The 26,206-nt window shown below is 67.4% G+C and carries 25 protein-coding genes; 15 read left to right on the plus strand and 10 right to left on the minus strand.

The genetic code is table 11. From position 1 onward, the window contains the following. The first annotated feature begins 23 nt into the window (after positions 1-23). Positions 24-818: a hydroxyethylthiazole kinase gene (thiM, locus tag NR798_RS31775; RefSeq protein WP_375766278.1), complete on the plus strand. Its 795-nt coding sequence runs from the start codon at positions 24-26 to the stop codon at positions 816-818. Positions 819-829: 11 nt separating this feature from the next. Then, positions 830-1,495 carry a thiamine phosphate synthase gene (gene thiE, locus NR798_RS31780; RefSeq protein ID WP_375766279.1) on the plus strand — a complete coding sequence of 222 codons (666 nt, stop codon included), beginning with the start codon at positions 830-832 and terminating at the stop codon, positions 1,493-1,495. A 3-nt stretch (positions 1,496-1,498) separates the two neighbouring features. Here thiE and NR798_RS31785 read toward each other — a convergent pair whose 3' ends face one another. Beyond that, on the minus strand, positions 1,499-2,077 hold the full coding sequence (locus NR798_RS31785) for a hypothetical protein (protein WP_375766280.1): 579 nt from the start codon (positions 2,075-2,077) through the stop codon (positions 1,499-1,501). A gap of 290 nt (positions 2,078-2,367) precedes the next feature. On the opposite strand from NR798_RS31785, the gene NR798_RS31790 reads away from it, so the two are divergent. From NR798_RS31790 to NR798_RS31810, 5 genes are all read left to right on the plus strand, one after another. Continuing rightward, positions 2,368-3,489 carry a sugar ABC transporter substrate-binding protein gene (locus NR798_RS31790; protein ID WP_375766281.1) on the plus strand — a complete coding sequence of 374 codons (1,122 nt, stop codon included), beginning with the start codon at positions 2,368-2,370 and terminating at the stop codon, positions 3,487-3,489. A 16-nt stretch (positions 3,490-3,505) separates the two neighbouring features. Next, positions 3,506-4,294 (plus strand): ATP-binding cassette domain-containing protein, encoded by a 789-nt coding sequence (locus NR798_RS31795; RefSeq protein WP_375766282.1) that lies wholly within the window; start codon positions 3,506-3,508, stop codon positions 4,292-4,294. Then, entirely contained in the window at positions 4,291-5,517 is a 1,227-nt protein-coding gene (locus NR798_RS31800) for a sugar ABC transporter permease (protein WP_375766283.1), read from the plus strand. Before NR798_RS31795 ends, NR798_RS31800 begins: the two co-directional genes overlap by 4 nt. Before the next feature lie 109 nt (positions 5,518-5,626). Continuing rightward, positions 5,627-6,334 (plus strand): NAD(P)H-dependent oxidoreductase, encoded by a 708-nt coding sequence (locus NR798_RS31805; RefSeq protein ID WP_375766284.1) that lies wholly within the window; start codon positions 5,627-5,629, stop codon positions 6,332-6,334. Positions 6,335-6,384: 50 nt separating this feature from the next. After that, positions 6,385-8,334 carry a hypothetical protein gene (locus NR798_RS31810; protein ID WP_375766285.1) on the plus strand — a complete coding sequence of 650 codons (1,950 nt, stop codon included), beginning with the start codon at positions 6,385-6,387 and terminating at the stop codon, positions 8,332-8,334. Positions 8,335-8,351: 17 nt separating this feature from the next. Here NR798_RS31810 and NR798_RS31815 read toward each other — a convergent pair whose 3' ends face one another. Beyond that, positions 8,352-8,678 carry a WD40 repeat domain-containing protein gene (locus NR798_RS31815; RefSeq protein ID WP_375766286.1) on the minus strand — a complete coding sequence of 109 codons (327 nt, stop codon included), beginning with the start codon at positions 8,676-8,678 and terminating at the stop codon, positions 8,352-8,354. A gap of 104 nt (positions 8,679-8,782) precedes the next feature. Between NR798_RS31815 and NR798_RS31820 the strand changes: the two genes are divergently transcribed. Further along, on the plus strand, positions 8,783-10,921 hold the full coding sequence (locus NR798_RS31820) for a hypothetical protein (protein ID WP_375766287.1): 2,139 nt from the start codon (positions 8,783-8,785) through the stop codon (positions 10,919-10,921). A 4-nt stretch (positions 10,922-10,925) separates the two neighbouring features. Here the strand turns inward: NR798_RS31820 and NR798_RS31825 are convergent, their stop codons facing one another. Continuing rightward, positions 10,926-12,206: a serine hydrolase domain-containing protein gene (locus tag NR798_RS31825; protein ID WP_375766288.1), complete on the minus strand. Its 1,281-nt coding sequence runs from the start codon at positions 12,204-12,206 to the stop codon at positions 10,926-10,928. Between the two features lie 142 nt (positions 12,207-12,348). Beyond that, positions 12,349-12,999, minus strand: a complete 651-nt coding sequence (locus NR798_RS31830) for a hypothetical protein (protein WP_375766289.1) — start codon at positions 12,997-12,999, stop codon at positions 12,349-12,351. Positions 13,000-13,033: 34 nt separating this feature from the next. Between NR798_RS31830 and NR798_RS31835 the strand changes: the two genes are divergently transcribed. Together NR798_RS31835 and NR798_RS31840 are read left to right on the plus strand one after the other, a co-directional pair. Further along, on the plus strand, positions 13,034-13,942 hold the full coding sequence (locus tag NR798_RS31835) for a hypothetical protein (RefSeq protein WP_375766290.1): 909 nt from the start codon (positions 13,034-13,036) through the stop codon (positions 13,940-13,942). Positions 13,943-14,225: 283 nt separating this feature from the next. Then, the gene (locus tag NR798_RS31840) at positions 14,226-14,777 is read left to right on the plus strand and encodes a hypothetical protein (RefSeq protein WP_375766291.1); all 552 of its coding nucleotides are present in this window, start codon (positions 14,226-14,228) and stop codon (positions 14,775-14,777) included. A gap of 233 nt (positions 14,778-15,010) precedes the next feature. Here NR798_RS31840 and NR798_RS31845 read toward each other — a convergent pair whose 3' ends face one another. Together NR798_RS31845 and NR798_RS31850 are read right to left on the minus strand one after the other, a co-directional pair. After that, positions 15,011-15,475, minus strand: a complete 465-nt coding sequence (locus NR798_RS31845) for a hypothetical protein (protein ID WP_375766292.1) — start codon at positions 15,473-15,475, stop codon at positions 15,011-15,013. 357 nt (positions 15,476-15,832) lie between these two features. Continuing rightward, on the minus strand, positions 15,833-15,979 hold the full coding sequence (locus NR798_RS31850; protein WP_375766293.1) for a hypothetical protein: 147 nt from the start codon (positions 15,977-15,979) through the stop codon (positions 15,833-15,835). A 7-nt stretch (positions 15,980-15,986) separates the two neighbouring features. Between NR798_RS31850 and NR798_RS31855 the strand changes: the two genes are divergently transcribed. Further along, positions 15,987-16,334, plus strand: coding sequence for a cytochrome P450 (locus NR798_RS31855; protein WP_375766294.1), 348 nt, complete (start codon positions 15,987-15,989; stop codon positions 16,332-16,334). Here NR798_RS31855 and NR798_RS31860 read toward each other — a convergent pair. Beyond that, a complete protein-coding gene (locus NR798_RS31860) occupies positions 16,331-16,891 on the minus strand; it encodes a dihydrofolate reductase family protein (protein ID WP_375766295.1) in 561 nt (186 codons plus the stop codon). The two genes, NR798_RS31855 and NR798_RS31860, sit on opposite strands and share 4 nt — an antisense overlap. A gap of 660 nt (positions 16,892-17,551) precedes the next feature. Between NR798_RS31860 and NR798_RS31865 the strand changes: the two genes are divergently transcribed. The 3 genes from NR798_RS31865 to NR798_RS31875 all read left to right on the plus strand — a co-directional run bounded on the left by NR798_RS31865 (position 17,552) and on the right by NR798_RS31875 (position 22,357). Beyond that, positions 17,552-17,674, plus strand: coding sequence for a hypothetical protein (locus tag NR798_RS31865; RefSeq protein WP_375766296.1), 123 nt, complete (start codon positions 17,552-17,554; stop codon positions 17,672-17,674). A gap of 271 nt (positions 17,675-17,945) precedes the next feature. Beyond that, a complete protein-coding gene (locus tag NR798_RS31870) occupies positions 17,946-21,611 on the plus strand; it encodes an SNF2-related protein (protein WP_375766297.1) in 3,666 nt (1,221 codons plus the stop codon). A gap of 623 nt (positions 21,612-22,234) precedes the next feature. Next, on the plus strand, positions 22,235-22,357 hold the full coding sequence (locus NR798_RS31875; RefSeq protein WP_375766296.1) for a hypothetical protein: 123 nt from the start codon (positions 22,235-22,237) through the stop codon (positions 22,355-22,357). Between the two features lie 34 nt (positions 22,358-22,391). Here NR798_RS31875 and NR798_RS31880 read toward each other — a convergent pair whose 3' ends face one another. The 3 genes from NR798_RS31880 to NR798_RS31890 form a co-directional block, all read right to left on the minus strand. Next, positions 22,392-23,543 carry an IS4 family transposase gene (locus tag NR798_RS31880; RefSeq protein ID WP_375773849.1) on the minus strand — a complete coding sequence of 384 codons (1,152 nt, stop codon included), beginning with the start codon at positions 23,541-23,543 and terminating at the stop codon, positions 22,392-22,394. 594 nt (positions 23,544-24,137) lie between these two features. Further along, positions 24,138-24,920, minus strand: coding sequence for an IS630 family transposase (locus NR798_RS31885; RefSeq protein WP_375766298.1), 783 nt, complete (start codon positions 24,918-24,920; stop codon positions 24,138-24,140). Further along, entirely contained in the window at positions 24,898-25,257 is a 360-nt protein-coding gene (locus NR798_RS31890; RefSeq protein ID WP_375766299.1) for a helix-turn-helix domain-containing protein, read from the minus strand. Before NR798_RS31890 ends, NR798_RS31885 begins: the two co-directional genes overlap by 23 nt. A 271-nt stretch (positions 25,258-25,528) precedes the next feature. On the opposite strand from NR798_RS31890, the gene NR798_RS31895 reads away from it, so the two are divergent. Then, positions 25,529-26,185 (plus strand): hypothetical protein, encoded by a 657-nt coding sequence (locus NR798_RS31895; protein ID WP_375766300.1) that lies wholly within the window; start codon positions 25,529-25,531, stop codon positions 26,183-26,185. Positions 26,186-26,206: the final 21 nt, after the last annotated feature.

The following is a 26,206-nucleotide window of genomic DNA, read 5'->3' on the forward strand; positions in this document are numbered from 1 at the left end:
GAACGGCTGGAGAGGAGCTCGCGGTGGAGCTGATCGCTGGAGTGTGGGAGTCACTGAAGGCGGTGCGGGAGCGCTCGCCGCTCGTGCACAACATCACCAACTACGTCGTGATGAACAACACGGCCAACGCCCTGCTCGCCGTGGGGGCCTCGCCCGCCATGGTGCATGCGCGGGAGGAGGTGGCCGAGTTCGCGGCCATCTCGCAGGCGCTGGTGGTGAACATCGGCACGCTCTCGTCGGCCTGGGTGGAGGGCATGCGGCTGGCCATCCACTCCGCGCGCCAGTCGCGCGTGCCCTGGGTGTTGGATCCGGTGGGCGCTGGGGCCACGCGCTACCGCACCACCACGGCCGCCGAGCTGGCGCGGCAGGCACCGGCCGTCATCCGCGGCAACGCCTCGGAGGTGCTCGCGGTGGCGGGCGAGGCGGGCGCCACGCGCGGGGTGGACAGCACCCAGTCCTCCGAGGCCTCGCTCGAAGCGGCACGGCGGCTCGCCTCGAGCCTGGGCACCGTGGTGGCCGTCACGGGCAAGACGGACTACGTCACCGACGGCACCCGCGTCGTGGCGGTGGAAAACGGCCACCCGCTCATGTCCCGGGTGACGGGCATGGGGTGCACGGCGTCCGCGCTCGTGGGCGCCTTCCTGGCGGTGGAGCCCGACGCGGTGCTGGCCGCCGCGCGCGCCCTCGCCGTGCTGGGCCTGGCCGGGGAGCTCGCCGCCGAGCAATCCAAGGGACCGGGCTCTCTGCAGCTGCACCTGCTGGACGCGCTCCACACCCTGGACGAGGCCACCGTGCGCGCCCGCGCCCGCGTGCGTTGAGGAGGCTCCCCATGTCCCACCCCGTGCCCGACCTGTCCGTCTACCTCGTCACCGACCGCCTGATGGCGCGCGGGCGCGAGTTGGTGGACGTAGTGCTCTCCGCGGTGCGCGGCGGAGCCACCGTGGTGCAGCTGCGCGAGAAGGACGCCTCGACGCGCGAGACGCTGGAGCTGGGCCGGGCCCTGCTCGCACGGCTGCGGCCGCTCGGGGTGCCGCTCATCGTCAACGACAGGGTGGACCTGGCGCTGGCGCTGGGAGCGGATGGAGTCCACGTGGGACAGGGTGACCTGCCCCCCGAGGTGGCCCGGCGGCTGTTGGGGCCCGGCGCGCTGGTGGGCCTGTCCATCACCGGGCCGGCGGACCTGCCCACGCTGGACCCGGCGCTGGTGGACTACGCGGGCGTGGGCCCCATCTTCCCCACCGGCTCCAAGGCGGACGCCACCCCGGCGCTCGGACTGGAGGAGCTCGCCCGGTTGCGGCGCCTGCTGCCCGTCCCCATCGTGGCCATCGGTGGCATCACCCCCGCCAACGCCGCGGCGGTCATCGCCGCGGGGGCGGATGGCGTCTCGGTGGTGTCCGCCATCTGCTCCGCGGACAACTGCGAGGTGGCCGCGAATGCCCTCCTCAGGGCCGTCCGCGAGGGGCTCGCGAGCAGGGCCTCTCCGCGCCCGGGGTGACCCTCACGGCAGGTCCCGGACGGCGTGGAGCCGGAGCGGCGCTCCCTCCGTTTCGGGGTACGCCACCTCGAGTGCGAAGCCCGCCTCACCCGGGCGGCGCGCGGCGAGCTGCTCACACAGCTCCGCCGAGCCACACTCGAGACGCTCCGCCTGTTGCAGCAGGAACCCGTCGCCCTCCCTCACGAGGATCTTCTCCGCGTAGACGCCAGGAGGCGCCTCCGGGAAGGTCATGGTGAAGCGGGCTCCAGGCTCCACCGGGTGGCGCTCCAGGACGCGCCGGAAGGTGAAGCGCACGCCCGGGTCATCCTCCATGTCCGTGGGGTACCGCTCCATCTCGATCTCGACGCGCTGCTCCACGCCCCACTTGAAGGTGAAGCCCTGCTCCTTGAACGTCTCGGGGTAGAAGTGCGTGACGTTCAGCGTGCCGTCGCCGCGCTCCTCGGTGGCCCGCAGGCTCAACGCGACGCTGCACTCGATGCAGTTGCCCTGGCCCGGCTCCAGGTACGGAGCGATCCGGTAGGTACGCACCTCGTCTCCACATCCGGCCCACATCACCACGCCCAGCAGAAGAACCATTCGCATCACGCCAAGACCTCCAGGAAGAGTCGATTCCGGCCGGGGCGCGGATAAGCACGACCCATGCCGGGAGTCCGCGCGCCGCGTTCCCCAGGAGCGGGACCGGGGTTGTCTGGACAGCGCGGCTCGCGAGGCGCGCGGGAATTCATGACCCCCGTGACACAGGTGTCATGCGAAGGCCTTCCGGAAGGGGCACTCACCCCATTGTCATTCATGCACGCTCTGGCGCGTCGCCTGGAGGACGAATCCTCTCCGTCCCTTTGCCGCGGCACGCGGGCCTGACGTAAGGAGGAGAGATGCGTTCCTCGAACAGCGGCTTCAGCGGTCGTGTGTCGGCGCTCGCACTGGGATTGCTCCTGGCGGCGGCCTGCAACCGGGACAAGAAGCCCGAGGCGGCTGGCGCCGGAGGGGCCGCGCCGGACAAGGCGGAGAAGAAGATCGCCCTGCTCCTGCCCGAGTCCAAGACGGCCCGGTACGAGTCCCACGACCGGCCCCTCTTCGAGCAGAAGGTGAAGGCGCTGTGCCCCGAGTGCCAGCTCATCTACAGCAACGCGGACCAGAACGCCGCCAAGCAGCAGGACCAAGCCGAGGCGGCACTCACCAACGGCGCCACCGTGCTGGTGTTGGATCCGGTCGACTCGGCCTCCGCCTCCGCCATCGTGGCGCGCGCGAAGCAGTCCAAGGTGCCCGTCATCAGCTATGACCGGCTCATCGTCAACGCGGATGTGGACTACTACATCTCGTTCGACAACGAGAAGGTGGGCCAGCTCCAGGCCCGGGCGTTGGTGGACAAGCTGAAGGCGGACGGCAAGACGAGCGGGACGCTGGTGATGATCAACGGCTCGCCCACCGACAACAACGCGAAGCTCTTCAAGGCCGGGGCGCACTCGGTCATCGACGGGAGCGGCTTCACGGTAGGGGCCGAGTACGACACGCCGGACTGGAGCCCGGACAGGGCGCAGCAGCAGATGGAGCAGGCCATCACCCGGCTCGGCAAGGAGGCGATCACCGGTGTCTACGCGGCCAACGACGGCACCGCGGGCGGCGCCATCGCGGCGATGAAGGCGGCCGGTGTCACTCCCCTGCCCCCCGTCACGGGTCAGGACGCCGAGCTGGCCGGCATCCAGCGCATCCTGTCCGGTGAGCAGTACGTCACGGTGTACAAGGCCATCAAGCCCGAGGCCGAGGCCGCGGCCGAGCTCGCCGTCGCGCTGGCGCGGGGGCAGCCGCCCGAGGCCGGCAAGGTCAACGGGAAGGTGAACAACGGCAAGAAGGACGTGCCCTCCATCCTGCTCATGCCGGTGGCGGTGACGCGGGAGAACGTGAAGAGCACCGTCGTCGCGGACGGGTTCTGGACGGCCGGGCAGATCTGCACGGGGGCCTACCAGCAGGCGTGCAAAGCGGCGCAGCTCCAGTGAGCCAGGGGTGGGAACCATGCCGCCGGCCACGCTGCTGGAGCTGAAGGGCGTCTCCAAACGTTTCGGGGCCGTCCAGGCGCTCAGCCAGGTGGACTTCGAGGTCCGCCCTGGAGAAGTCGTCGCCCTGGTGGGAGACAACGGAGCCGGGAAGTCGACCCTCATCAAGACCGTCTCCGGCATCCTGCCCATCGACGAGGGGCAGGTGTTCTTCGAAGGCAGGCCGGTGAAGCTGGAGGGACCGCAGAGCGCCACGGCGCTCGGAATCGCGACCGTGTACCAGGACCTCGCGCTCTGCGACAACCTGGACGTGGTGGGCAACCTGTTCCTCGGGCGCGAGGCGCGGACCGGGGGCGTCGGGAGCCTGCTGGGCTGGCTGGACGAGACGGCCATGGAGCGCCAGGCGGCGGAGCTGCTCCAGCGGCTGTCGGTGAGCATCCCCAGCGTGCGGACGCAGGTGGCGGCGCTGTCCGGCGGGCAGCGGCAGTCCATCGCGGTGGCCCGGTCGATGATGGGCTCGCCGAAGGTGGTGCTGCTGGACGAGCCCACCGCGGCCCTCGGGGTGGCGCAGACACGGCAGGTGTTGGACCTCATCCGCCGGCTCCGGGAGCAGGGGCTCGGCGTGGTGGTGATCAGCCACAACCTGGTGGACGTGTTCTCCGTGGCCGACCGCATCATCGTGCTGCGGCTCGGCCGGCGGGTGGCCACGTTCGAGGTGAAGAGCACGAGCCAGGTGGAGGTCGTCTCGGCCATCACCGGAGTGCACACCGCCGAGGTGGCCCAGACGCTGTCCAAGGGGAAGCCATGAGCGCCCCCAGCGAGACGAGGGATCCACGGCTCATCGCCGACGAGCCCGGACTGAAGGGCGCCTGGGCGGGCTACCGCCGCCGGCTGTCGCAGGGCGAGCTGGGCAGCCTCCCGGTCATCGTGGGACTGGCCGTCATCTGGCTCATCTTCTATCTGGCCAACGAGCGCTTCCTCTCCCCCGTCAACCTCACCAACCTGATGCTGCAGATCGCCGCCATGGGAACCATCGCGGTGGGGCTGGTGCTGGTGCTGCTGCTGGGGGAGATCGACCTGTCGGCCGGAGCCGTGAGCGGGCTGGCGGCGGCGGTGATGGCCATCCTCAGCGTCAAGCAGCAGTGGCCGCCCGTGCCCGCACTCCTGGCGGGGCTGGGGACGGGCGCGGCGGTGGGGCTCTTCCACGGGAGCTGGCTCACCCGGCTGCGGGTGCCCTCCTTCGTGGTCACCCTGGCCGGGCTGCTCGGGTGGCAGGGCGCGCTGCTGTACGTGCTGGGAGAGACGGGGACGGTCAACCTCAACGATGAGGTGCTCATCGGGCTGGCGGGGACCTTCTTCGAGCCGGGCATCGCCTGGACGGTGACGGCCCTGGCCATCGCCCTCCAGGTGGCGGTGGTGCTGCGGGGACGGCGGCGGCGGGCGGCGGCGGGACTGCCGCTGGCTCCCTGGCGCGGCGCGCTGGTGGGCGTGGTGGCGCCCTCGGCGGTGCTGGTGGCGGCGATGACGGTGTTCACGCGCGACCGCGGGCTGCCCCTGGCGGTGGTGCTCTTCGTGGGGCTGGCGCTGGCCTTGGAGCTGGTGCTCCGGCACACCCGGTTCGGGCGTCACATCTTCGCGGTGGGCGGCAACGCCGAGGCCGCGCGGCGGGCGGGCATTCCGGTGCAGGGCATCCGGGTGGCTGTCTTCACACTGGCGTCGGCGCTGGCGGCGGCCGGAGGGATTCTCGCGGCCTCGCGCCTGATGGCGGTCAACCAGTCCTCGGGCAGCGGAGACGTGCTGCTGAATGCCATCGCGGCGGCGGTCATCGGAGGCACCAGCCTCTTCGGTGGGCGAGGCTCGGCCTGGTCGGCCCTGCTCGGCGCGCTGGTGATTGGCTCCATCTCCAACGGCATGGACCTGCTGGCGCTCTCGTCCTCGGTGAAGTTCATGGTGACGGGCGGAGTGCTGCTGGTGGCCGCGTCCATCGACGCGCTCTCGCGCCGGGGCAGGCAGGCCGCGGGCCGGGCGTGAGGCTGGGGCTCGTGCTTCTCGCACCCGTCAGCAGCGCACAAGGGAGGAGACCCGGTCCGCTCCATGCGGCTCCCCTCTCACGGTGCCGTGTGGCTACACTTCCGGCGCCATGAAAGTCTTCATCGTCCACGCCCACCCCGAACCCCAGAGCTTCAACGGAGCCCTCACCCGTCACGCCCAGCAGGTGCTCCAGGCGGAAGGGCACGAGGTCCAGGTGTCCGACCTCTATGCCATGGGGTGGAACCCCGTCTCGGGCCGCGGCAACTTCACCACGGTGGCCAACGCGGACGTCTACAAGCAGCAGGCGGAGGAGGCGCACGCCCTGGCGCACCACGGCTTCGCCCCCGACATCCAGGCGGAGATGGACAAGGTGAGTGCATGTGACGCGCTCATCTTCCAGTTCCCGCTGTGGTGGTTCTCGATGCCGGCCATCCTCAAGGGCTGGGTGGATCGCGTCCTCGCGTCGGGGTTCGCCTATGGCGGCGGGCGCTGGCACGACCGCGGCGTCTTCCGGGGCAAGCGGGCCATGTTGTCGCTGACCACGGGCGGCGGGGAGACCTACTTCAGCGCCGAGGGCCTGAGCGGCGACATCATGATGCAGCTCTACCCCATCAACTACGGCGTCCTGCGCTTCTGCGGCTTCGACGTGCTGCCGCCCCACATCAGCTTCGCGGCGGCGCGCGTGAGCCCGGAGCAGCGCGCAGGGTACCTGGAGTCCTACGCGCAGCGGCTGCGCACCCTGGCCACGACGCCTCCTCTGGTCTACCCGTCGCTGGAAGAGTTCGACGAGACGTTCCGCCGCCGCGTTGCGGGCTGATCATGTCCTACTACGGCCTGACCCGGGGTTGAGACGGACTGGGGACAACCATGGTTCACGCCTGTCCCGAGTGCCGGATCATGCTCTCCTTCCAGCGCAAGGAGACGCTCAATCCGGACCTCATCGCGGGCCACTGGTACGGCTGCCCCGGGTGCGCACGCAACGTGTGCGACGCCTGCGGAAGGGCTTCGGGGCGGCACTGCCGCGAGTGCGGCGCCACCCTGGAGCCCGACCAGTGCTTCCCCGTCATCTTGAGGCCCCTGGAGGACTGGCGGCCGTACATCCCTGGCGAAGACGACGTTCTCGGGGACGGCCTGCGGCACGCGACGGAGTTGATTGCGTGCGCCACCGAGGCCTCCATCCGGGACATCGACACGGCGCTCCCCGAGTGGGCACGCGACTCCTTTCGCGAGATGGTGCTCAGCCTCGACATCGAGCGGCGGCTGGGAAGCACCGACTACCTCTTCGTGATTGGCGAACGGGAGATGCGCTGGACGCCCGCCTGGGAGCAGCGGCTCTCGGTCGCCGCGAGCTACTACGCCGAGACCGGAGGTGACCCGGTCCACCAGGCCCTTCAGCAACGTGAGCTGCTGCGAGGCTGGGACGTACTGGCTCCCGCCTCCCGCCCCGCCATGGGGGCCGTCCTGGAGGCCGTGGTCCACCCCGGCCAGGATGTCGCGAAACAAGCGCTGAAGACGCTGGAGTCCCTCCAGCCCTCCCTCGGGGACGTGCGGGGCTCGCTCGTCCCCATGCTCCAGAGTGGAGAGCCGGCACGCGTCCAGCGGGGATTGGCGGTGCTCCGGTGCGTCCTCGACCAGCAGGACATCCTCTACAGGGCGCCGCGTGACGCGGTGGAACAGAGGCTCTGTGAGGCACTCGCCCGCTGCGGCGCGGCGGACATCGAGGCGCTCCTCACGCGCATCGCGGCTCCATCCGACCCCAGGAGGGCAGACCCAGCGGCTACCGCCATCGGGGCGCTCGGGCTCGTGGAGGAGGTCTTCCCGTTACTGTCTCGAACCTTCACCCAGAGCCGCCGGCACCGGCAGAACCAGGTGCTCTCCTTCATCGCCGCCATGGGCAGACCGGCGGGCACCACGAGCGTCCGCACGTGGCTCCTCGAACGGCTGGAGCAGGCGGAGTCCCTCGACACCGCGAAACCGCTCCTCTCGGCCCTCGGGCGCATTGGAGCCATGACGGACGAGGCCCTCCATCGCTTGGAGGCGTGGGTCGACGAGGCCACGGGCCCGCGGCGCGTGGAGGCACTCCGGCTCCTCATCGACCTCCTGTCCCTTCGCGGCCTGGCGACGTCCGAAGAGCTCCGCGCCCGGTGCCTGCGGGCCGCACGCGAGGCGGGTACACCCGAGGAACGCCTGGCGCTCATCCGGCTCCTGTGCCATCTGCCGCCAGCACAGCGGCAGGCGCTCTTCCCCGAGCACCCTGAACCCGGAGAGCTGCTCGTCATGCTCCTGGAAGAGACGGGACACACCTTGGGCAGCCAGCTCGACGCGGACTGGCTGACGCCGCTCCTCGCCACGCCTCGGTTGCGCGACTGGCTCATGGCCCTCGCGCGCGAGGAGCCCGACTGCTACCTGACCTCCGTCGTTCTCGACGCGGCGGGGCCGGAGTGTGGAGGGCTCCTCCTGCCGCTTCAGCGCAAGCTCGCCGACCGGAGTGAGATCCCGTACCGGCGCGCGAGCTGGCTGCGCACCCTCGGCCGCATCACTCCGGGCCCCGGCTCGCCCGCCCACGCCTTGCTCCTGGCCGCACTGCTGGACCAGGCAGAGAGCGTGGATACGCGCATCACCGCCGCGCGCACCCTGTGGACCCTGGGGGTTCGCGCCCTGCCGGGCACCCGCCTCCTCCCTGCCCTGCGCGACCGGTCCGCCGCCATCCGCAGTTGGGCCCTGCTGCTCGTGGACGAATTGGACGAGAACCTCGCCGGCTCGCTTCGAGAGGACCCCAGCCCCCTGGTGCGCTGGACGATGGGCCTCCGGACCTGAACGGCTCCCGCTCATCCTCACTCACCCGGCAGGCCGGGGCAGGCCTTCCGGTAGGGCTCCAGCCCGGTCATGTAGCCCCGCCACTGCTCTGGCGTCAGCTCGCGCCCCAGGTACGCACAGGTCTGGGTCACCCAGCCCCCGGGGAGCGCGGGCCAGACCCAGCCCTGGGTGCCACTCACCACGCCCAGCCGGCGCGCCCCGGGACCGATGGCCACGGACACTACCGGCGACTCATGGGGAATGCGCGCGAGCAGCGTGCCGCTGGACAGCTCGAAGAGCCGCGCCGACCGATCCCAGCTCCCGGTGGCCAGGTGCTTGCCATCCGCGCTGAAGGTCACGGCCACGAGCCCGCGCCAACGGACACACTGCTAGGCTCCGGGAGTCTGGGGACGCTTGTCCATCGTACCGATCCTCACTCGCGCAACGTTGAAGGGGGCACATGTATCCCATGCGAAGTCATCGCCGTTCCAGCCGGAGCACCGTCTTCGGACGTCCCTGGCGGGCCCTGCTGCTCACGCTCGGCCTGGGGCTTCCCGCCGCCGCCGGTCCCCGGACGCCGGAGCCCGCCGCGCCCTGCACACCGGAAGCGCTCTTCCTGGGCAAGGGCCAGCGGGACTTCGCGGACACCTCCGAGCTCCTCGGCGGTGATGGCGCTCCCGACCTGGTGCTGGCCGTCCGGGGCTGCACGGCCAGCGTCCTGAGGCACGTGGAGATCTCCGCGGAGGACGGGACGGTGCTGTGGGACACCCGGCCCGACAACGACAGCTGGACGGTCAGCGTGGCCGCGCGCCAGACCCCCGAGCAGCTGCTGCAGTACCCCTCCGGCGAGCTGCTTCGCACCGCGCTGGTGTGGAGGACGACGCCGCAAGGCGCGGGCGCCGAGCTCGTCCTCTCCGTCTCCGGTGAGAGTCCCCGCGGACAGGCGTTCCAGTCCAAGCCCCAGGGCAAGGTGACCCTGAGCTACGCGGATGGCGCTTCGGAGTCGATTCCCCTCCAACCCGCTCCGAGTCCCCTGCCCCCCGCGCTCGCGCCGCTGATGGGCTCCCCGCCCCTGGATGCCGCCGCGGTGCTCCGGGACTTCGCCGCGGAGGACGTGACGCGCCAGCGCACGGCCATCCCCCGGCTCTCCGAGGCGGTGACGCGGCTCGAGCCCCAGGAGTCCCTGCCCGTCCTGAAGCTGGCCCTCTTCTCCAAGAGTGACAGGGGCCCCGACGACATTCCCGCCGCCGCCGCCCGGGCCCTGCGCCTGCTCGGGCCGCGTGCACTCCCCGCCGCGCCCGCGCTCGTCCAGACCTACCTGCGCGCCAGCTACCCGCCCTTCAAGGCCCAGCTGACGCGAGCGCTGTCCGCCATGGGGCCGGACGTCGCCCCCGCCATCCTGGGCATGCCACCGCAGGACTCCGAGTCCTCGCCGTCGGGACGCAAGGAGCTCCTCGACGCGCTCGAGCCCACCGACGAGCGCCTCGTCCGGCTGTTCCGCGCGCTGGTCTCGGACGATGCGAGCGCGGCGAAGCAGGCGGAGGCGCTGTCCGACTGCAAGGACGCCGGCCCCGCCTTCTTCGCGCGCGCCGCGAAGAACCGCGCCACCGTGAAGGAGGCCTCGCGGCTGCTCGAGCACTCCACCCCTCGCATCCGGCACCTGGCGGCGGGGGTTCTCCTGGCCTCGGGAGAGCGCGCGCCCGCGGTCCGGCGCGAGGTGAAATGGGGCGCCCTGGAGTGTGGCGAGGGCTTCGCGCGCCTGCTGCGCTCCGGGCCGAAGGAGGACCCGCGGGAGGGCGTGTTCCTCGCGGGCTCCACGGGGATGGCGCTGGTACCCCGGCTCGTGTACCGGCAGGGGGGTTGGGAGCCCGTCCTCCTGGGGCTGGTGTCAGGGCCCTCCGAGTGGTTCCCCATCCTCCCCGAGGCGGCTCCCATCCGGACGCAGACGAAGGCCATCGAGTACACGGGGAGCTGCGGGACGCCCTACCAGGCCCTGCCGCTGCTGAACCAGGAACCGCCGAATCCCACCGGCTTCGCCCTCTCGAAGAAGACCGAGGCCCGGCCCATTGCGGAGGCGCCCGCGGAGCTCCAGTCCGCCATCCAGGGCGTGCTGAAGGCCCAAGCGCCCGACGAGTCCCGGCTGCTGGCGAAACAGCTCAGGGCCAGTTCCTGGTACACCGGTGAGGAGGACCCCACCACCCTCTGGCGCGAGATCCGGCCGCCCCAGGACGCGCCTGCCCGGTGCCTGGCCGTCACGGCTTCGGAGTGGCTCTGCCACACGAGCCAGGGACGCGAGCTGCGCTCCAAGGCCGAACCCAACGATCCGTTGGCCTCGTGCCAGTCGCGCTTCTGGCTGCGCGGGAGCGTCACGGCGATGCGCATCATCCAGGCCTCGCGGGAGTGCACGACGGAAGGCCTGGGCGACCTGCCTCCCCCGGTCGTGGAAGCCCGGGGCGCGCTGATGCTGGAGGGGCGCGCCTGGTGGCTCATGTCCGTCCGCCGTCCTGGCAGCGACGGCATCGGCGACGGGGACGAGTTGTGGGGGCCCCGCGGGAACGGCATGGAGCGCGTGGCCTCCCTCTCCCCTCACCTGGAGAGGTGCGACTGACAGGTCACGCGTGGACGGGCCGCGCCGCCTTGCCCTCGCGGACCGGCGCTCTCAGCCCGCGCCGCCGGGAGCCCCCTCGCACGAGCGCCGGGTCAGTCTCCCCAATCGACCGGTACACCGCGCTCCGCAGCGCGATCTCCCGGGGGTCCGCCAGGTGGGCTCCCATGCGGTTGGGGAAGTAGGCGTAGCCGAGCTGCGCTTCGGGGTCGGCGAAGCCAAAGGAGCCTCCCGTTCCCGGGGCGCCGAAAGCGCTCGGATGCGCGAAGGGGTTCTTCCGGTTTGGCTTCGCGAACCCGAGCGAGAACGGGACCTCGACTTTCAAGCACGCATCACGGAAGCCGCGAACCGGCGGGAGGGGTGGCGCCATGAGCTGCCGCAGGGTCTCCTCGCGCAGCCCGAGCTCCTTGCCGCCCGTCGCGAACACGCCATACACGTGAGCCATGGCCCGCGCCGTTCCAACGCCGCCCCCCGCGGGCACCTCGAAGTTGCGGCGATAGACGTGCTCGGTCTTCTCCGGCAGCTCCGAGCCCAACAGGCACCGGCGGAAGCGTGAGCGCGGGTTGAGGGCCGCGAGCAACGTCGGGAAGGGCATCGAGAAGAAGGCGCTGGCCATGTTGAACCTTTGAGTCTTCGCCAGCCGGGAGTCCGGGATGGTTTCAGGCAGCCGGATGTAGAAGTCGAGCCCCAGGGGCTCCGCCAGCTCCTCCTGGAAGAACCGCCCCAGGGTCCGGTGCTTCGGATCCACCCGGCGCAGCAGCTCGCTCTCATAAAAGCCGAGGGTGACGCCGTGGTAGGCCTGCCGCGTCCCTGGCTCCCAGGCAGGCTTCTGCCTCGCCAGGACCACCGCCAGCTGGTCGGGATCCGCGACGAGGCCGATGTCCGGACGCACATCCAACACAAACAACCCGGCCTGGTGCGCGAGCAGTTGCCGGACGGTGATCTTCTCCTTCCCCTGCTGGGCGAACTCCGGCCAGTAGGTGCTCACGCGCTCGTCGTAGTCGAACAAGCCCCGTGAATGGGCCAGCGCCATGGCCAGCCCGGCCATGCCCTTGGTCGAGGAGTAGACGATGACCATCGTGTCTTCTTCCCAAGGCTCCCCGGTCGCCGCGTTGCGGATGCCGCCCCAGAGGTCGACGACCTTCTCCCCGCGGTAATAGACACAGCAGGCGGCGCCGAGCTCCTTCCGGCGCTCGAAGTTCTCGAGGAAGACCTCCCGCACCGCCTCGAAACCCGGCCTGACGAAGCCCGCGATGCGAGCACGCCCACCGCCACTCTTCCCGGACATGGTGCCCCCCGCGCCAACGGCCAATCACAAGGTGCGGGCCCATCCGCCAGCGAACAATGCCCCCAGGGTCTCGGAGACTGACCGCTCATGGATTCCGCCCCTGCCCGGCGGGGCTGGGAGGGGCTCGTGTGTCACCCGCGGACTACGGCACCAGGCTGGTGCACACGTCCTGGAAGGTGACGGCGGTGGTGCTCGTGTTGAACGTGCGGCGCTTGGACGTGGCGGTGTTGGGGGACTGCGCCGGCCGCGTGTTGTAGAGGATGTCGTTCAGGTTGTTCGAGTTCCAGTAGGGATCCGTGGTGCGATCCGCCCAGAACTCCCAGCGGACCCAGCCCCGCCCCTTGGCGAACCAGAAGCGCTCGGCGCCCGTCGGCATCCACTCGCAACCCGCGCAGCTCCGGTCGTGGTACCGGTCGATGATGGCCACGTCCACCGTGCCCAGGTTGCCCCCCATGTTGATGGGCCCGAGGAAGCGGAACTGGTGCTGGCCCTTGGGCCAGGCGGTGGTGTTTCCGTTGTAGCCGCACACCGGCGCGTTGATGAAGTTGAAGTACTTGTGGTTGGTCGAGAAGTTCTGGATGCGCCCGTTGCCCGGGCTCCAGATGCGCGGCATCCAGAAGGAGCCCGCGGGGGTGTTGTCATAGGCCTCGCCAGGCCCCTCGCCGACCGGCAGCGTCGTGTCCCGCTCGAGCCAGATGCGGTCGTTGTTGTAGCCGTAGCGCTCCCACCGCCGGCCATCGCCGGGGTTCTTCAAGTACCAGAACCTGCCCGTCGCCGTGCGCGTCTGCTGCATGTCCCCATAGGCGGGATCCCTCAGGGGCCCGCCGGTGGATGGCCTGCTCTACCGCTCGGTGCAGACGGCGGTGAATGGCGGCTGGTCCACCTGGTCCAGCCTGTCCGGCGCGGTGGCGGGCAACCCGGTGGTGAGCAACCAGGCCAACGGCGAGCTGGTGCTGGCGGCGCGCGCGGGCAATGGCGAGACGTGGGTGCGCACGCGCTCCGCGGGAGTCTGGGGCGGCTGGGTGTCCCAGGGCGGCATGACCTTCGATGATCCGGCGGTGGCCCGCAACTCGGATGGCCGCCTGCAGCTCTTCGTCCGGGGCGACACGGGCAACGTCTATTCGAAGTACCAGGCGACCCTCAACGGAGCCTTCATCACCACCTGGGACAACTTCCTGGGCACCACCGTGGGAGGCCCGGCCGTGTCTCGCAACGGGGATGGCCGGCTGGAGCTGTTCGCGCGCTGGTCGGATGGCAAGTCGGCGCACAAGTGGCAGCTCGCGCCGAGCGGCTCGTGGGACAACTGGGGCACGGACATGGGCGGCTACATCCAGACGACCCCGGTGGTGGCCTACCATGAGGTCGAGAAGCGGATGTACCAGTTCGTCCGCGGCACCGACGGCACGCTCTTCTACACGAACCAGACGGCGGCCAACAGCGGCTGGACGGGGTGGATGCAGCTGGGCACGCTGGTGTCCACGTCGCAGCCGGCGGTGGGCGTCAACACGGATGGCTCGGTGATGGTGTTCGTCCGGGGCACGGACAACGCCATCTGGAGCAACCGGCTGTCCGGCGGGGCCTGGAGCGGCTGGAGCTCGCACGGCGGAGTGATCACCTCCAGCCCGGCCGTCACCCGCTACGACGACGGCCGGCTGGCCATCATCGTCCGCGGAGACAACGGGCTGATGCACCTCCGCACGCAGCTGTCGGCGAGCAGCGGCTCCTGGAGCGCCTAGAACGTCCTGGGCGACAGCGTGGCCCGCTTCTAGGCGGGTGGGGGCGGGGCGGGTCTCCGGCGTGGAGACCCGCCCGTCGTCCTCGGCACCGGAAAACATCACCTCGTTCTATTCGTTTCGCTGATGGGCGCTCGGCCCACTGTCACAATTGCTTCTCTCGCGCTCCATCCTGATGCCTGGGAAAGACAACCAGGCGCGGCCTTCTCGGAGACAGCCAGAACCGGGTTCCCGTGTTGGCCGTCGATTTGAGCAACCTTTCTTTGCTTGAACAGGAGGCGCAGCCATGGGAGTCAAGAGCTTTGACACCGGTGACAAGGTGGTCGGTGGTGGAAAGTACATGCGAGGGATTGTGACGATCGATGATGGGGGAAACATTCACATTCGAACCCACGTCGACACTCATGTGAAGTTGGCCGGCTTCACGGGTGGTCTCATCGCGCTCTTCAGCGACAAGAACGGTACGCTGCTGCATCGCACCGAGCTCTTCCAGTACGGCGTCGACGGCTTGTGGATTATTGGCAAGCCCTCGGAGCGCTGGGTGGATGAGTTCCTCACCGTCGATCCAAGCATTGGCATCAATACGGACCGTATCGATGTCATTATGGGTATCACGCCAAAGAACCGGCTGTTCGTCGATCTCCAGGAGTTCGTCGATATCTTCAAGGCGATCTCCACGGTCATTGAGTTGATCGGGACGGTTGGCGGCGAGTCGGGCAATGGTGGAAGCGCCCTCGTGAGCACGAAATCGAACTTGATCGCGCAGGCGGCACAGGCACCGGAGCCGAAGCCGAGGCCGAGGCCGACATCGAAGCCGAGACCCAAGTATGAACCGTGATCCGCGAACGCCCGCTGCCGGACGGCACCACACAGGAGCCTGGGCGTAGGAGGATGGCAGCGGCGGCGAGCAGGGAAGGCTCGCTGCCGCTCAACCACACGAAGCGCGGGAGAGGAGCTCGACATCCACCACCCCTACACCCGAGACGATGTCCTCCACGAGGACGTCGATCCGCTGAAGCGGGCCGGACAGCGCCTCACCTTGCGTGGGTAAGGCGCTGTCCGGCCCCTCCGTCAGAACGTGTAGGGTACGAACTGGCCGATGCCGTTGCTGCCCCGGATACGGAGGATGACGCTCCCGTGCTCGCCGCCGTACTGCTCGCGATGCATCTCCTTGAGCGGCGTCAGGTCGAAGTGGAGCGTCCGATAGAGCAGGGCCCTGCAGAAATCCTGGTTCGCGTTGTGGGTCACCTGGAGATGGGCCTGCACCGGCTGGGACTCCATGAACGACCCAGACCACGTGAGTCCGTAGACATGCTGGCGACAACCCCCGCCGTGCATGACGCGCACCCACAGCGTGTCCCCCGAGACCGAGGAGCCCCGGACCGTGATGGGAGCATTGCCCACGGTGTTGGCTCCAATCTCTATCGGATTCATCTCCACCGGCTCCATCGGGAACATCGGTCTCACGGCCGCCATGGCGCTCCCGCCCATGAGCAACGCCCCCAGCACCCAACCGCATGGATTCAACTTCCGCATGATTCACCTCCTCGCACTCGTGGATGGACCTCGAAGCAGCCGGGTCCTCACCAAGGGAGGACTCCTGGGCTTCATAGGGTTAGAGGGGATGACCCGGCCTCGTGATGAGCGGGCTGGACGTCGGCACCACACCCAGCCGCAACGGCCAACACCTTGGGTAATGAACCCCTGAAGCCTTGTTCTGAAGCTTCTGTGTCAGACGCTGGCGGACCTGCGCCCGCTATTCCCGAGCGCGGTCAGTGAGCAGGTAGGCGGACGTGGAGTAGACGGGAAGAAGAGGCAGGAGCACGACCCAGCGGCTTCAACCATTTGACTGGCCAGGGAGACAGGATTTGAACCTGTCTCCCCTGCCCCTCCTCACAGCGGCAACAGGGTGACGTTGCCGCCCTCCAGCGGCGCATCGAAGCGGTAGCCGGTGTCGAGCACGAGCCGGATGGACCCGCCCTTGCCAGTGCTCCCATCCGTCAGCTCGAGCCGGAACCCGTGTCCGGGCTCGCGGTTCACGGTGCACGTGAGCCTGCCTCCACAGCTGGACGAGACGCTGCGCATCCATCCGCCCATCTACTCCATCGTCCGCAAGGTGGTGGCGGACGACGTCGTCCGTGGTTTCCAGGTGCGCGGCGGCACCTCGCTCTACCTGAGCCCCTACGCCACGCACCGGCTGCCCGAGTTCTGGCCTGACCCCGAGCGCTTCGGGGTCGGACACGACCTGGTAGAGAGCGAACCCGAGCAGGGCCGCGCCCGCGAGCGCGCCCGCGGCGCCGAGCCCCGCGGTGACGGCGACGATGCGGGCGGTACGGGCCATGGATCGCGGGAGGAGAGGGTCGTCGGTCTAACGCCCGCTGCAACCCGTTGTTAGCCGCGCGCGCGCCGGTAGTGCATAGCGACGGCGCCGTTGCGGAACGGCGTCGCCGAGACCAACTCGAGCCGTCGCGTGGTGGGTAGCCCGCTCTGGTACAGGGTTGGGCCATGACCGGCGACCATGGGGTGGAGTAGGAACTTGTACTCGTCGATCAGATCCAGCCGGTCTAGCTCGGTCGCGAGCTTACCGCTACCGAGGAGCACGCCGGCAGGGGTTACGTCCTTGAGCTTCTGCACGCTCGTACGCAAGTCGCCGGTGATGTGGTGGCTGTTGGTCCACCTGAAGTCCGTTCGCGTCGACGACACCACGTACTTCGGCTTGGCCTCCAGCTTGATCGCCCACGCGCGCATTGCTGGCGGTGCCTCCTCGTCGCCGCGAGCGACCGCCGGCCAATAGCTCTCCATCATCTCGTAGGTGACGCGGCCCCACAGCATCGCCCCTCCCTCGTCCATAAGACGGGTGAAGAAAGCGTGTGTCTCGTCGTCGACGATTCCCTCCCGGTGGTCGACGCAACCGTCGAGGGTGACGTTGATGCTGAAGGTCAAGAGTCCCATGGCGACGAGTCTACTCCGAGTTGGGCGGACCGCTGGACTGTCACTTGCCGACGATGTGTATAGGCGGAATGGGGGCCGTGTTGAGGGAGAGGGCTGGAGCCGAGGGGGAGAGGAGGGCTGCTGACGGGTGCCACGAGGGCTGTGGGCCGGGCTGGTGGAGACACGGTGCGGCCCCCAGAAAGGGTGTCAGAGGATTCGAGTGAGGCGAGCCGGCACGACACGCGGCGGAAAAGAGAAGAGGGGAAAGCTGGCCGAGAAATCCCCTCGCCTCCACCGTGCCGCCGCCTCTCGGAACGCCGCGACGAAGGCCCGGTACTGCTCACGCAACTGCTTCAATGCCTGGCGCGTCGAGGCATGCCCCAACGGCCGAGGGCTGCGCTTGAGGTGCTCGGGCCGGGTATGCGGGTGCTGCGCCCGCACGGCCCGGGCCCCCAACACAGGCGTGTTCCGTGCACGAGCCTCTGCTTCCACCCCCTCCACCAGTCCCCACTCCCCGCAGCGGCGGCCTCGGGCGAGGAGGAGGCACCATCTGCAGGGGCGGCACCTGTGGGCAGCTGCGGGAGACGTCAGCACGCTCCGAGGCTGGACGGGGCCGGGTTGCTGCGCAGGACGTTCGCAGGAGATGTCTTCTCGTGCCCAAGGTGCGGAGGCCAGCGACGGATGCTGGCATACCTGACGCAGGGCGCCGTCATCCGGCGCATTCTCCGTCACCTTCAGCTGCCCGAGCAGCCGCCGCGCCTGGCCTCGGCGCTGGGGCCAGCGCAGCAGGCGCTCTGGGAGTAACTCTCGGCTGAGGGTCTCACCCTCTCGAGCAGCTCGCGGCAACCGCTCGCCCGCGCAAGGCAGTGGTGCGCCTGGAGCGCGACGTGCAGGCCTCCTTGGGGGGCCTCCTTCACCGTCCAGGGCCTGTCGCAAGTCCCTCCTGGGCCCACCACCTACCCCCGCCCTCTTCCGCAACAGGACTCCCATCCGGCCTATACTTATACTTCAACTCTTACGCGCCGGATCCCATATGGGCTAGACCCTGGCACATGCCCATGACCTCCCGGAGTCCATGACCCGAGTCAAGCGTCCCTGGCTCTCAAGCCTCGATATTCCCCAGGCCAACTCTCTGGACAAGCTCCTCAGCAGGTTCCGCTCCAGTGTGCGCAATGGGTCATGGGAAGACGCGCCCGGGCTTCGCGACAAGCGAGACCGGTCTTATTACCGCGACGCATGTCGAATCTTGGGGTTGATCGATGCCTCGGGTGCCGTGTCCCCCCTGGGACAGGCCCTGATAGACAACCCCCGGAAAAATCCCCGCCACGCCCTCAAGGAGGCCTTCGCGCGGAGTCTTGTCGGTCAAGAATGGCTTGCCTGGGCAGGAGTCTCCAATATCGACGGACTCGATCCCGCCTCCGCTCAAGACTTCCTGTGCGACCGTTTGGAGGCCGCGACCAGTACCCGCTTACGCCGGGCCTCGACGCTGCGCCAGTGGCTCACATGGCTGCAAGCCAAGGTCATGGTCGAGAGCCCCGTAGAAGTCCGCCAGTGGCCCTCCCCTCACCACTTTCCCCACAACGAGGCGGGTGAGTCCGTCCGGGAGATCCTGGAGCAGGACCTGAGTTCCGCCACCTCCGTGCTCATGGTGGTCGGCTATGCCTCACTCGACCAGATCATCGAGTTCCTCGTCAAACGCCTCTCCCAACCCACACACGTCAAACTTCTCTTCGGGTGGGAGCCCTTCGACACCCGGAAGTCCAACTTCAAGAGCCAGGGCCAGAGCATGGCGGACGAGGTGCGGGATTACTGGCTGTCACGCGGCGTCTCCGTCACCCTCTCGGGCACGCTCATCCAGGTGAGCGAACTCATCAAGCACGAACAGGTTGAGGTCCGCCTCGCTCCCAGGAATCGCCCTATCCACGCGAAGATCTACATCGGCGAACACTCGGCGATCCTCGGCTCCAGCAACTTCACCCTCAACGGTTTGAAGAAACAATCCGAGGCCAATGCCCGCTTCTCGCGCCAGGGAGCGTCCACCCGGTACCGGGAAGCCCGGGACCTCTCAGAGGGGCTCTGGGCCTACGGCCAGGACTACAAGGAAGACCTGCTGTCCCTGCTCGAAGCGCTCCTCAAGCAGGTGATGTGGCAAGAGGCACTCGCGAGGGGATGCGCGGCCCTCCTTGAGGGTGAATGGGCCCGGAAATACGTGCCCCCGGAACTCATCGGAGCCCTGGCCCGGCCCCTCTGGCCCCATCAGCTTCAAGGCATCGCACAAGCCCTTTGGATTCTCGAGAACGTCGGGAGCGTCTTGGTCGCGGATGCCGCGGGCTCGGGCAAGACCCGAATGGGCGCCTGGCTCGTCCGAAGCGCCTTCGACCGTCAGCATCGCATGGGTCAACAGCGGCCCTCCACGGTCATCGTCGTTCCCCCCCAGGTCGTCGAGCAGTGGGAGGTGAACTTCCAGGAAACGGCCCTCCCTCTGAAGGTCCACTCCCATGGACCCCTGAGCAACTCCAACGCGAGCTGGCACGCCAAGCTGCTGGACACCCTCTCGGACATCGAGATCCTCGCCGTGGACGAGGCCCACAACTTCCTCAACTGGTCCGATCGCACCCGGCGGCTCGTCTCGCACTACGCGGACAATGTCATCCTCTTCACCGCCACGCCCATCAACAAGGGCGCCTCGGATCTGCTCGCCCTCGTCGAGCTCCTTGGGGCCGATAACCTGCCGGAGTCCTCGCTCAGCCTGCTGACCCAGCTCCGGCGGCCTCCCTCCGCCACCTCCGAACAGAACGCGCAGCTCTTGAAGAAGCTCCGTGAGGAGATCAGACGCTTCACCGTCCGCCGTACCCGCTCCGAGCTCAATCGCATCGCGGAGGAGGCGCCCAAGAAATACCTCCTTGAGGAGGACCGTGCCGCGCGCTATCCCCTGCACGAGGCGCGTCATTATGACTGCAAGTGCGGAAAGAAAGACATCCAACTCGCCCGGCAGATCGCCCGTTTGGCCGGGCAACTGACGGGAATCTCCCGCTTGGGTTCCAAGCTGGAGAGGCCCGTGGGTTTCGAGGGTTCGGAAGCGGCCTATCTTGAGCGCGTCCTGTCCAGCGCCCGGGCGCTGGCGCGTCATCACGTCATGAAGTGCCTGCGCTCGTCTCGCGTTGCCCTCTACGAGCATATGCATGGAACAGCGGCCGCGTTCAGCCAGGCGACGCTCGGTCTTCCCCAGAAGGGTTCCCGGGGGAAGGACACCACGGGAGACATGGTCGGACGCACCCGCGCCCTCGGGGGAGAGGTGCCTGAATGGCGCTTGAAGACCCTGGAGCGTCAACGGGTGGAGCCACGTTGGTTGTGGGACGCCCAGCAGCACCGACTCGCCTGTGAAGAAGAAGCGAGCCGGTACGAGCTGATCGGTCAACTCGTTCTCCGCATGAGCGACGACCGGGAGCGTGCCAAACTCGACGCCCTCACGGCCTTCGCCGACAAACATCAGCAGATCCTCGCGTTCGACTCACATGTCATCACCCTCAAGCTCTTCCTTCATCAGTTGCAGTCGCGCGATCAGAACGCGGTCCTGTTGACGGGGGCTGGAGGAACGGCCGCGAAGCGCCGCGCCCGGGAGACACTCGGACCCAAGGCAGACCAACAACGGCTGATAGCGCTTTGCTCCGACGCCTTCAGTGAGGGACTCAACCTCCAGTCCGCCTCGTGCGTCGTCCACCTCGATACGCCCACCGTCATTCGCACGGCCGAACAGCGCGCGGGCCGCGTGGACCGGATGGACAGCCGTCACCCGACCATCCAGATCTACTGGCCCAAGGATCCTGAGGCGTTCGCTCCCCAGCAACGAGACCGGCTGCGCGAGCGTCATGGCTTGGTGACCGATCTCATCGGCTCCAACTTGCGCCTGCCTGACGAGGCAGAGCCGGACATCGAAGACACACAGCCGCTCGACGTCAAGGCGCTGATTTCCCAGGCCATTCCTCACAAGGACACACTCGAACAGAACGACGCCTTCTGGGCCGTCCGAAGCCTCATCGCAGGCCCGGACCGGCTGGTGGAGCCGAAACTCTATGAGGGAATCCGCACGAGTGAGGCCGAGGTGGTGGCATGCGTGAGCGCCGTCCAGAGCGAGGCGCCCTGGGCGTTCCTGGTCGTGGGCGGGTACGAACGGGAAGCTCCTCGTTGGGTCTTGTTCGAAGGTCTCGAGTCGCCGCCCATGACCGACCTGGGACACATCGGTCACGGGCTCAGGCTGAGGCTTGATTGCCGCACCCGGGATCTCGACATGAGCCATGCGTCAGAAGAGCTCATCCTGCGTTTCACCGAGCGCTTGAGGGACTGCGAACATCAACTGCTCCCGCTCCGGCGACAACGGGCACTCCGTCTGTTCGAGCGTGTCATAGAGAAATGGCTTTCCCGGTTGGATGCCCGGCGTCGCGAGGAACTGGAGGAGCTCAAGGGACGGCTCTTTCCTTCGTGCGAAGCCCGGTCGCAAGAGGTCTATCCAGATCCCAGAGCCGTCGCTGATGCATGGCTGAGGCTCCTCCGTCCCCGGATCAAACAAGTCCTGGAGAAGAGGCGCCGACGCCGACGCTTCTGGCGGTTGGACGAACTGGAAGAGTCTCTTCTTGAGGACCCCATTCCCCTTGAGGTGCTTGCCAGGGCCTTCGCGGAGGTTCGGCTCCTTCAACCCGTCGCCCGGCGCATCATCGCGATGATCGTCGGTGTCCCCCCATGACAGGCCAGACTCTGGCTCATCATTCCCGGGCCGCGGACGACAACAGGGCCCTTGCCCTTGGACGGCGGCGCCAATGACGAGCGCAGCCAGCACCAGTAGCCCGAGCATCGGGTAGCCCGGCAGGGAGGGGCTCGACGGCCTGGGTTCGTAGCGGGGCAGCCAATCCAAGTCGGTGTTTTGGAACGGCCGCTCCTGGAACAGGTAGGGATAGTAGAAGTCGCGAAGCTGGGTGTGGCGCATAGGCGGAAGAGAGGCCGTGTTAAGGGTGAGGGCTGGAGTGGAGGAGCCGAGGCGGGCCGCTGGCAGGCAGGGGCCGCCCGAGCAGTGAGCCCGGTCGGTGCAGAGGCCGCGCAGCCCCTTGAGGTACACGCCTGCCCAGGCCGACCTCCCATGGGGGCGCGGTAGGGACCTGGGCCTGTTTTGGCTCTGTGGTGGCGTAAGCCTCAACACCACGCGGCCTGGGTTGACTCTTGCGCCGGGGCTAGGCTCACACCTGCCGTGGGCAAGCCCAGGTGCTCCAGTATCGCTCGCACTCCTCCCCCTCCCTCGCCGTCCGGTACCAGTGAATGGAAGTGCGGCGTGAATTGCAACGCTCGTGCCCAAGGAGCGGAGGCCAGCGACGGGTGCTGGCATACCTGACGCAGGGCGCCGTCATCCGGCGCATTCTCCGTCACCTTCAGCTGCCCGAGCAGCCGCCGCGCCTGGCCTCGGCGCTGGGGCCAGCGCAGCAGGCGCTCTGGGAGTAACTCTCGGCTGAGGATCTCACCCTGAGGCATCCCCTCATATTGGACCGAAGACTTCCCGAAAGACGGCTTGTTCTCCCAGCAACTCGGCAAATCGAGCCATCAAGGGGAGCAGCCTGTCTTCGGGCATCATGGGGATGGCCTGGTAATACTCACATCCTTGCCGAAAGAGTGAATAGGTCCGCGTCTTCACGGTATTGGCTTTGAGGTAGCGTTCCATCCCCAGGCTTTCTCCTGCCGCTCCCAGCAGGGTCAGCAGACTACAGGCGAGCGCACTCACCAGCAGCAACCGGTCGCGTCTTTCCGTGGACCGCACTTTCACCCAGGACAGGCCCATCCCAAAGCGCAGGTCCTTCATGTCCCGGAACGTCTCTTCCGTCCGAAACCTCTTGGCATAGAGCCCCACCACGAAGGCCGCCGTGGCCTCTTTCAGACTCGTCGCCAAACACCAGGGCTCCTTCATTCCCTTCTTCTTCACGCACACCACCGCGGGCACTGGGGTGGTGTCCTGGGTGACGCTCGCTCCCGTCAAACGCAGCGCGCGTCCCGAGTCGGGCACCCATTCTCCCGCGCTCCGCTTCTCGCCCTTCTCATCCGTCACCTGAATGCACTGGCGGAAGCGCACCACGTAGTCGAACTTCAACTGCTCGAGCAGGGCGTAGAACTTCTGGTCCCCAAAGCCCCGGTCGGCCAGCACCGTGAGCCGCACGGACTCGGGCACCACTTCCCGCAGTCGGTTGAGCACGAAGTCCTCCGTGTCGTTGCGCATCCCCTCCAAGGCGGATTTCTCCACGGTGAGCCACACCAGCGGCGTTGTGCGTCCATGGCTCGCTACAAGCGAGGCCACCAGCGTCGTCTGGTCATCCGCGTCGAAGTCCGTCCAGTCCAAGGCGACGACGGCCTCGCTTCTCTGTCCCAGCACATACGGCACCCAGCGGGCGAACAACTCCCAGACGTTGATGCCCTGGTTGGACAAGAGCCGGTCCACTTGTTTCACGCCATGCTTGCTGTGTGTGCCCCGGGCCCAGGCCAGTGCCTTGCCAATGAGATGCACTCCCAGGCTGGCCGAGTGAATGACGCCCAGGACGGCATAGGACAAGGAGAGAACACGCTTGGCGTGCAGGTCCTCGTCGAAGAGCGACTCCAAGAACGCATGGACCTGCTGGTCATTGAGGCGCCGTTTACGCATGACCGCAGAAGTAATCACGCCCGTCCTACTTCTCGCACCAATCAGCCTACACAGCCCTCCCTTGCTCGCCTGCTAAAATGAGGGGATGGCTCAGGATCTCACCCTCTCGAGCAGCTCGCGGCAACCGCTCGCCCACGCAAGGCAGTGGTGCGCCTGGAGCGCGACGTGCAGGCCTCCTTGGGGGGGTCCCTCCTAGTGGAGTGTCCACGAAGTTTTTGGACATAGTCGCGGAGCGAAGAGCTGGGCTGCTTCCGGGAGCGAACACGAGCAACTGGTCCAATTGTCGGACCAGTCGGAGCATCTCGCGGAGGGAAGGTGTTCCCATCGGGAGTTTTCGGCTCAAGCGCCGAGCGCATCCATTGGCGTGTCGTCGGAGCACCGGCTTCCGGACAGGCCAACACTTCCCGCCGTGTGGCGCAGTACGGGCTCCTGTCCGGACTATGTCCAAGGACTTCGTGGACAGTCCACTAGTGAACTGTCCACGAAGTACGTAGACATAGTCACGGAGCATGTGGAAGGGCACTTTGCCCGATTATGTCCAAGACATTCGTGGACACTCCACTAGTGGAGTGTCCACGAAGTTTTTGGACATAGTCAGGGGGAGTGCCGCGCCACCCACTCGCGCATCATGGGGCGAGTCCACGACCAGGTGAACGGGTGGGCGTAGAGCCGGTTGTATTCGGGCCAGCTCGCTTCGAGGTGGGTGATGAACTCGGAGCGACTGGCCCAATCTCCCCGCTGCAGGTAGCGAGCTCCGAAGGCGCGCAGCAGGAGTTCGGCCTGATTGAGCCAGGAGGCATGCGCCGGGGTGAAGAGCACCCGGACATGGGGGTAGTTGTGCCGCAGGAAATGAAGAGTCTCCCTGGAGACGTGGCTGGAGCCGTTGTCCCAGATGAGGTGGATGCGCAGTGCATCCGCGTACGCCTCGAGCAGCTCGGGGAGGACGGCTCGCAGGCAGGCTGAGTCATTGCGTTCCAAGCACCAGCCGCGCATCTGGCCGGTGTGCACCTCCAGCTTCACCAGGAAGTTCACGGTGCCGTGCCGCACGTACTCGAACTCCCGCTTCTCGATGAGGCCCGGTCGCACCCGATACGTGGGGCAGCGACGCTCCAGCACCTGGATGTTGGGCTTCTCGTCCAGGCACAGCACCACTTCGCCCTGCTCCGCCAGGGCCTGCGCGCGTTCGTAGCACCAGATGATTTGGGCCGCCTTGCGCTGAAAGGCGTCGTCAGGAGTCGGCGTCTTCCAGTAACGAGAGCGGTGCGGTTGCAGATCAGCATCCCGCAGGATGAGGGCCACCTCCGAGTGAGAGATGGTGGGGGCGATGCCGCGCAATTGAGCGGCACGTGCCAGGCTACGCGTGGACCAGTGGGTCATGTGCAGCCCGACGCCGGCCGGCTCGCAGCAGGCCAGGCGCACCACTCCCACTCGCTGCAGGGGGGGAAAGCTCCCGTGGACGACCAGTGCGGGGAGCATCCATCACCACGTCCACTCCGAGCGACTCGAAGCGACGGCAAAGCGCCCAGATGGTTCTTCTATCCAGCTCGAGCCGGTCGGCCAGTTCCGACACGATGGTGGCTGGGTCGGCCATGGCCAGCAAGACGCGCGCGCGCCGGGCAATGCGCTGCTCGGTACGCCCATCTCGCAGCAGCTGCTTGAGGAAGGAGACCTCTTCAGGCGCGAGGTGGATGAGCTGAGGAGGGCGTCTTCTCATCCACCAGAGCTATCCATGCCCCAGCGACTATGTCCAAAAACTTCGTGGACACTCCACTAGCAGGGTGCTGAAAAGTCCTTCGACACCCAGACGACCCTCTACCAGTTGGACAAGGCATTCGAGCTGACCCCTGCATGTTGGGGGTGCACCGAAGGCCACGATCTTTTTTCAGCAGCCTGCTAGGTCACCTTGACCCAGTGGGTTCATTTTTGAAACGAACTCTTACGTAAGTAGGATTCGCAGGTGTCCCAGCCGAGGCATTTGAGGCATTATGACCTTTCCTCGCCGCCCAACAAAGGCCGTCATGCTGAAACAATGTTATGTTTTGTTCGTTTTGCTCTGTGTTTCGTGCAGCACCCTGGCATTCGGATCGACAACAACCGTCATTGATTACGCATCAACCGGGGCGTCACCCATTTCCTGCGACGGCTTTCGTGATGGCGTGGCGATTGGGGGATTTGAGCACAAGTCAGTAATCGGCGGAGTCAGCACTCAGGGTGGAGTACTGCACATGGAGTACGCCACGCCCGGTTCATACGATTACGGCGTCGCGCTTGGAATCAAATACCCATTCAAAAAAAATCACCGATATACGGTAAAAATTAACGCCAAGGACTCCAAGGCATTCGCCGCGAACATCGACGTTCATGTTCGCAGTGGCCCAGGAACTCCGCCATCGTCTTATCCAACCTGTGGCAAAGCCACAGGAGTGAGGAGTTATTGGCAGTCCGGAGAGAATTTCGAAGTCTCTGATCTGCTTTGGCATGCACCAGGAGACTACCAGGATATTACTTTGCTCAGCAGCGTGCTCATTCCGGATTACTTTGACTCGTGGGGGCTTGTCATCATCGTTCGAGGGGAAGGGTCCGACTGGAGCTTTTACGATGGCGCTGTTTCCATTCGAAGTGTCACCATCATTGAGCATTGATGGAGATTAATGAGAGTGAGG

It is taken from the genome of Archangium gephyra (genome assembly GCF_042230915.1).
Taxonomy (GTDB): Bacteria; Myxococcota; Myxococcia; order Myxococcales; family Myxococcaceae; genus Archangium; species Archangium gephyra_B.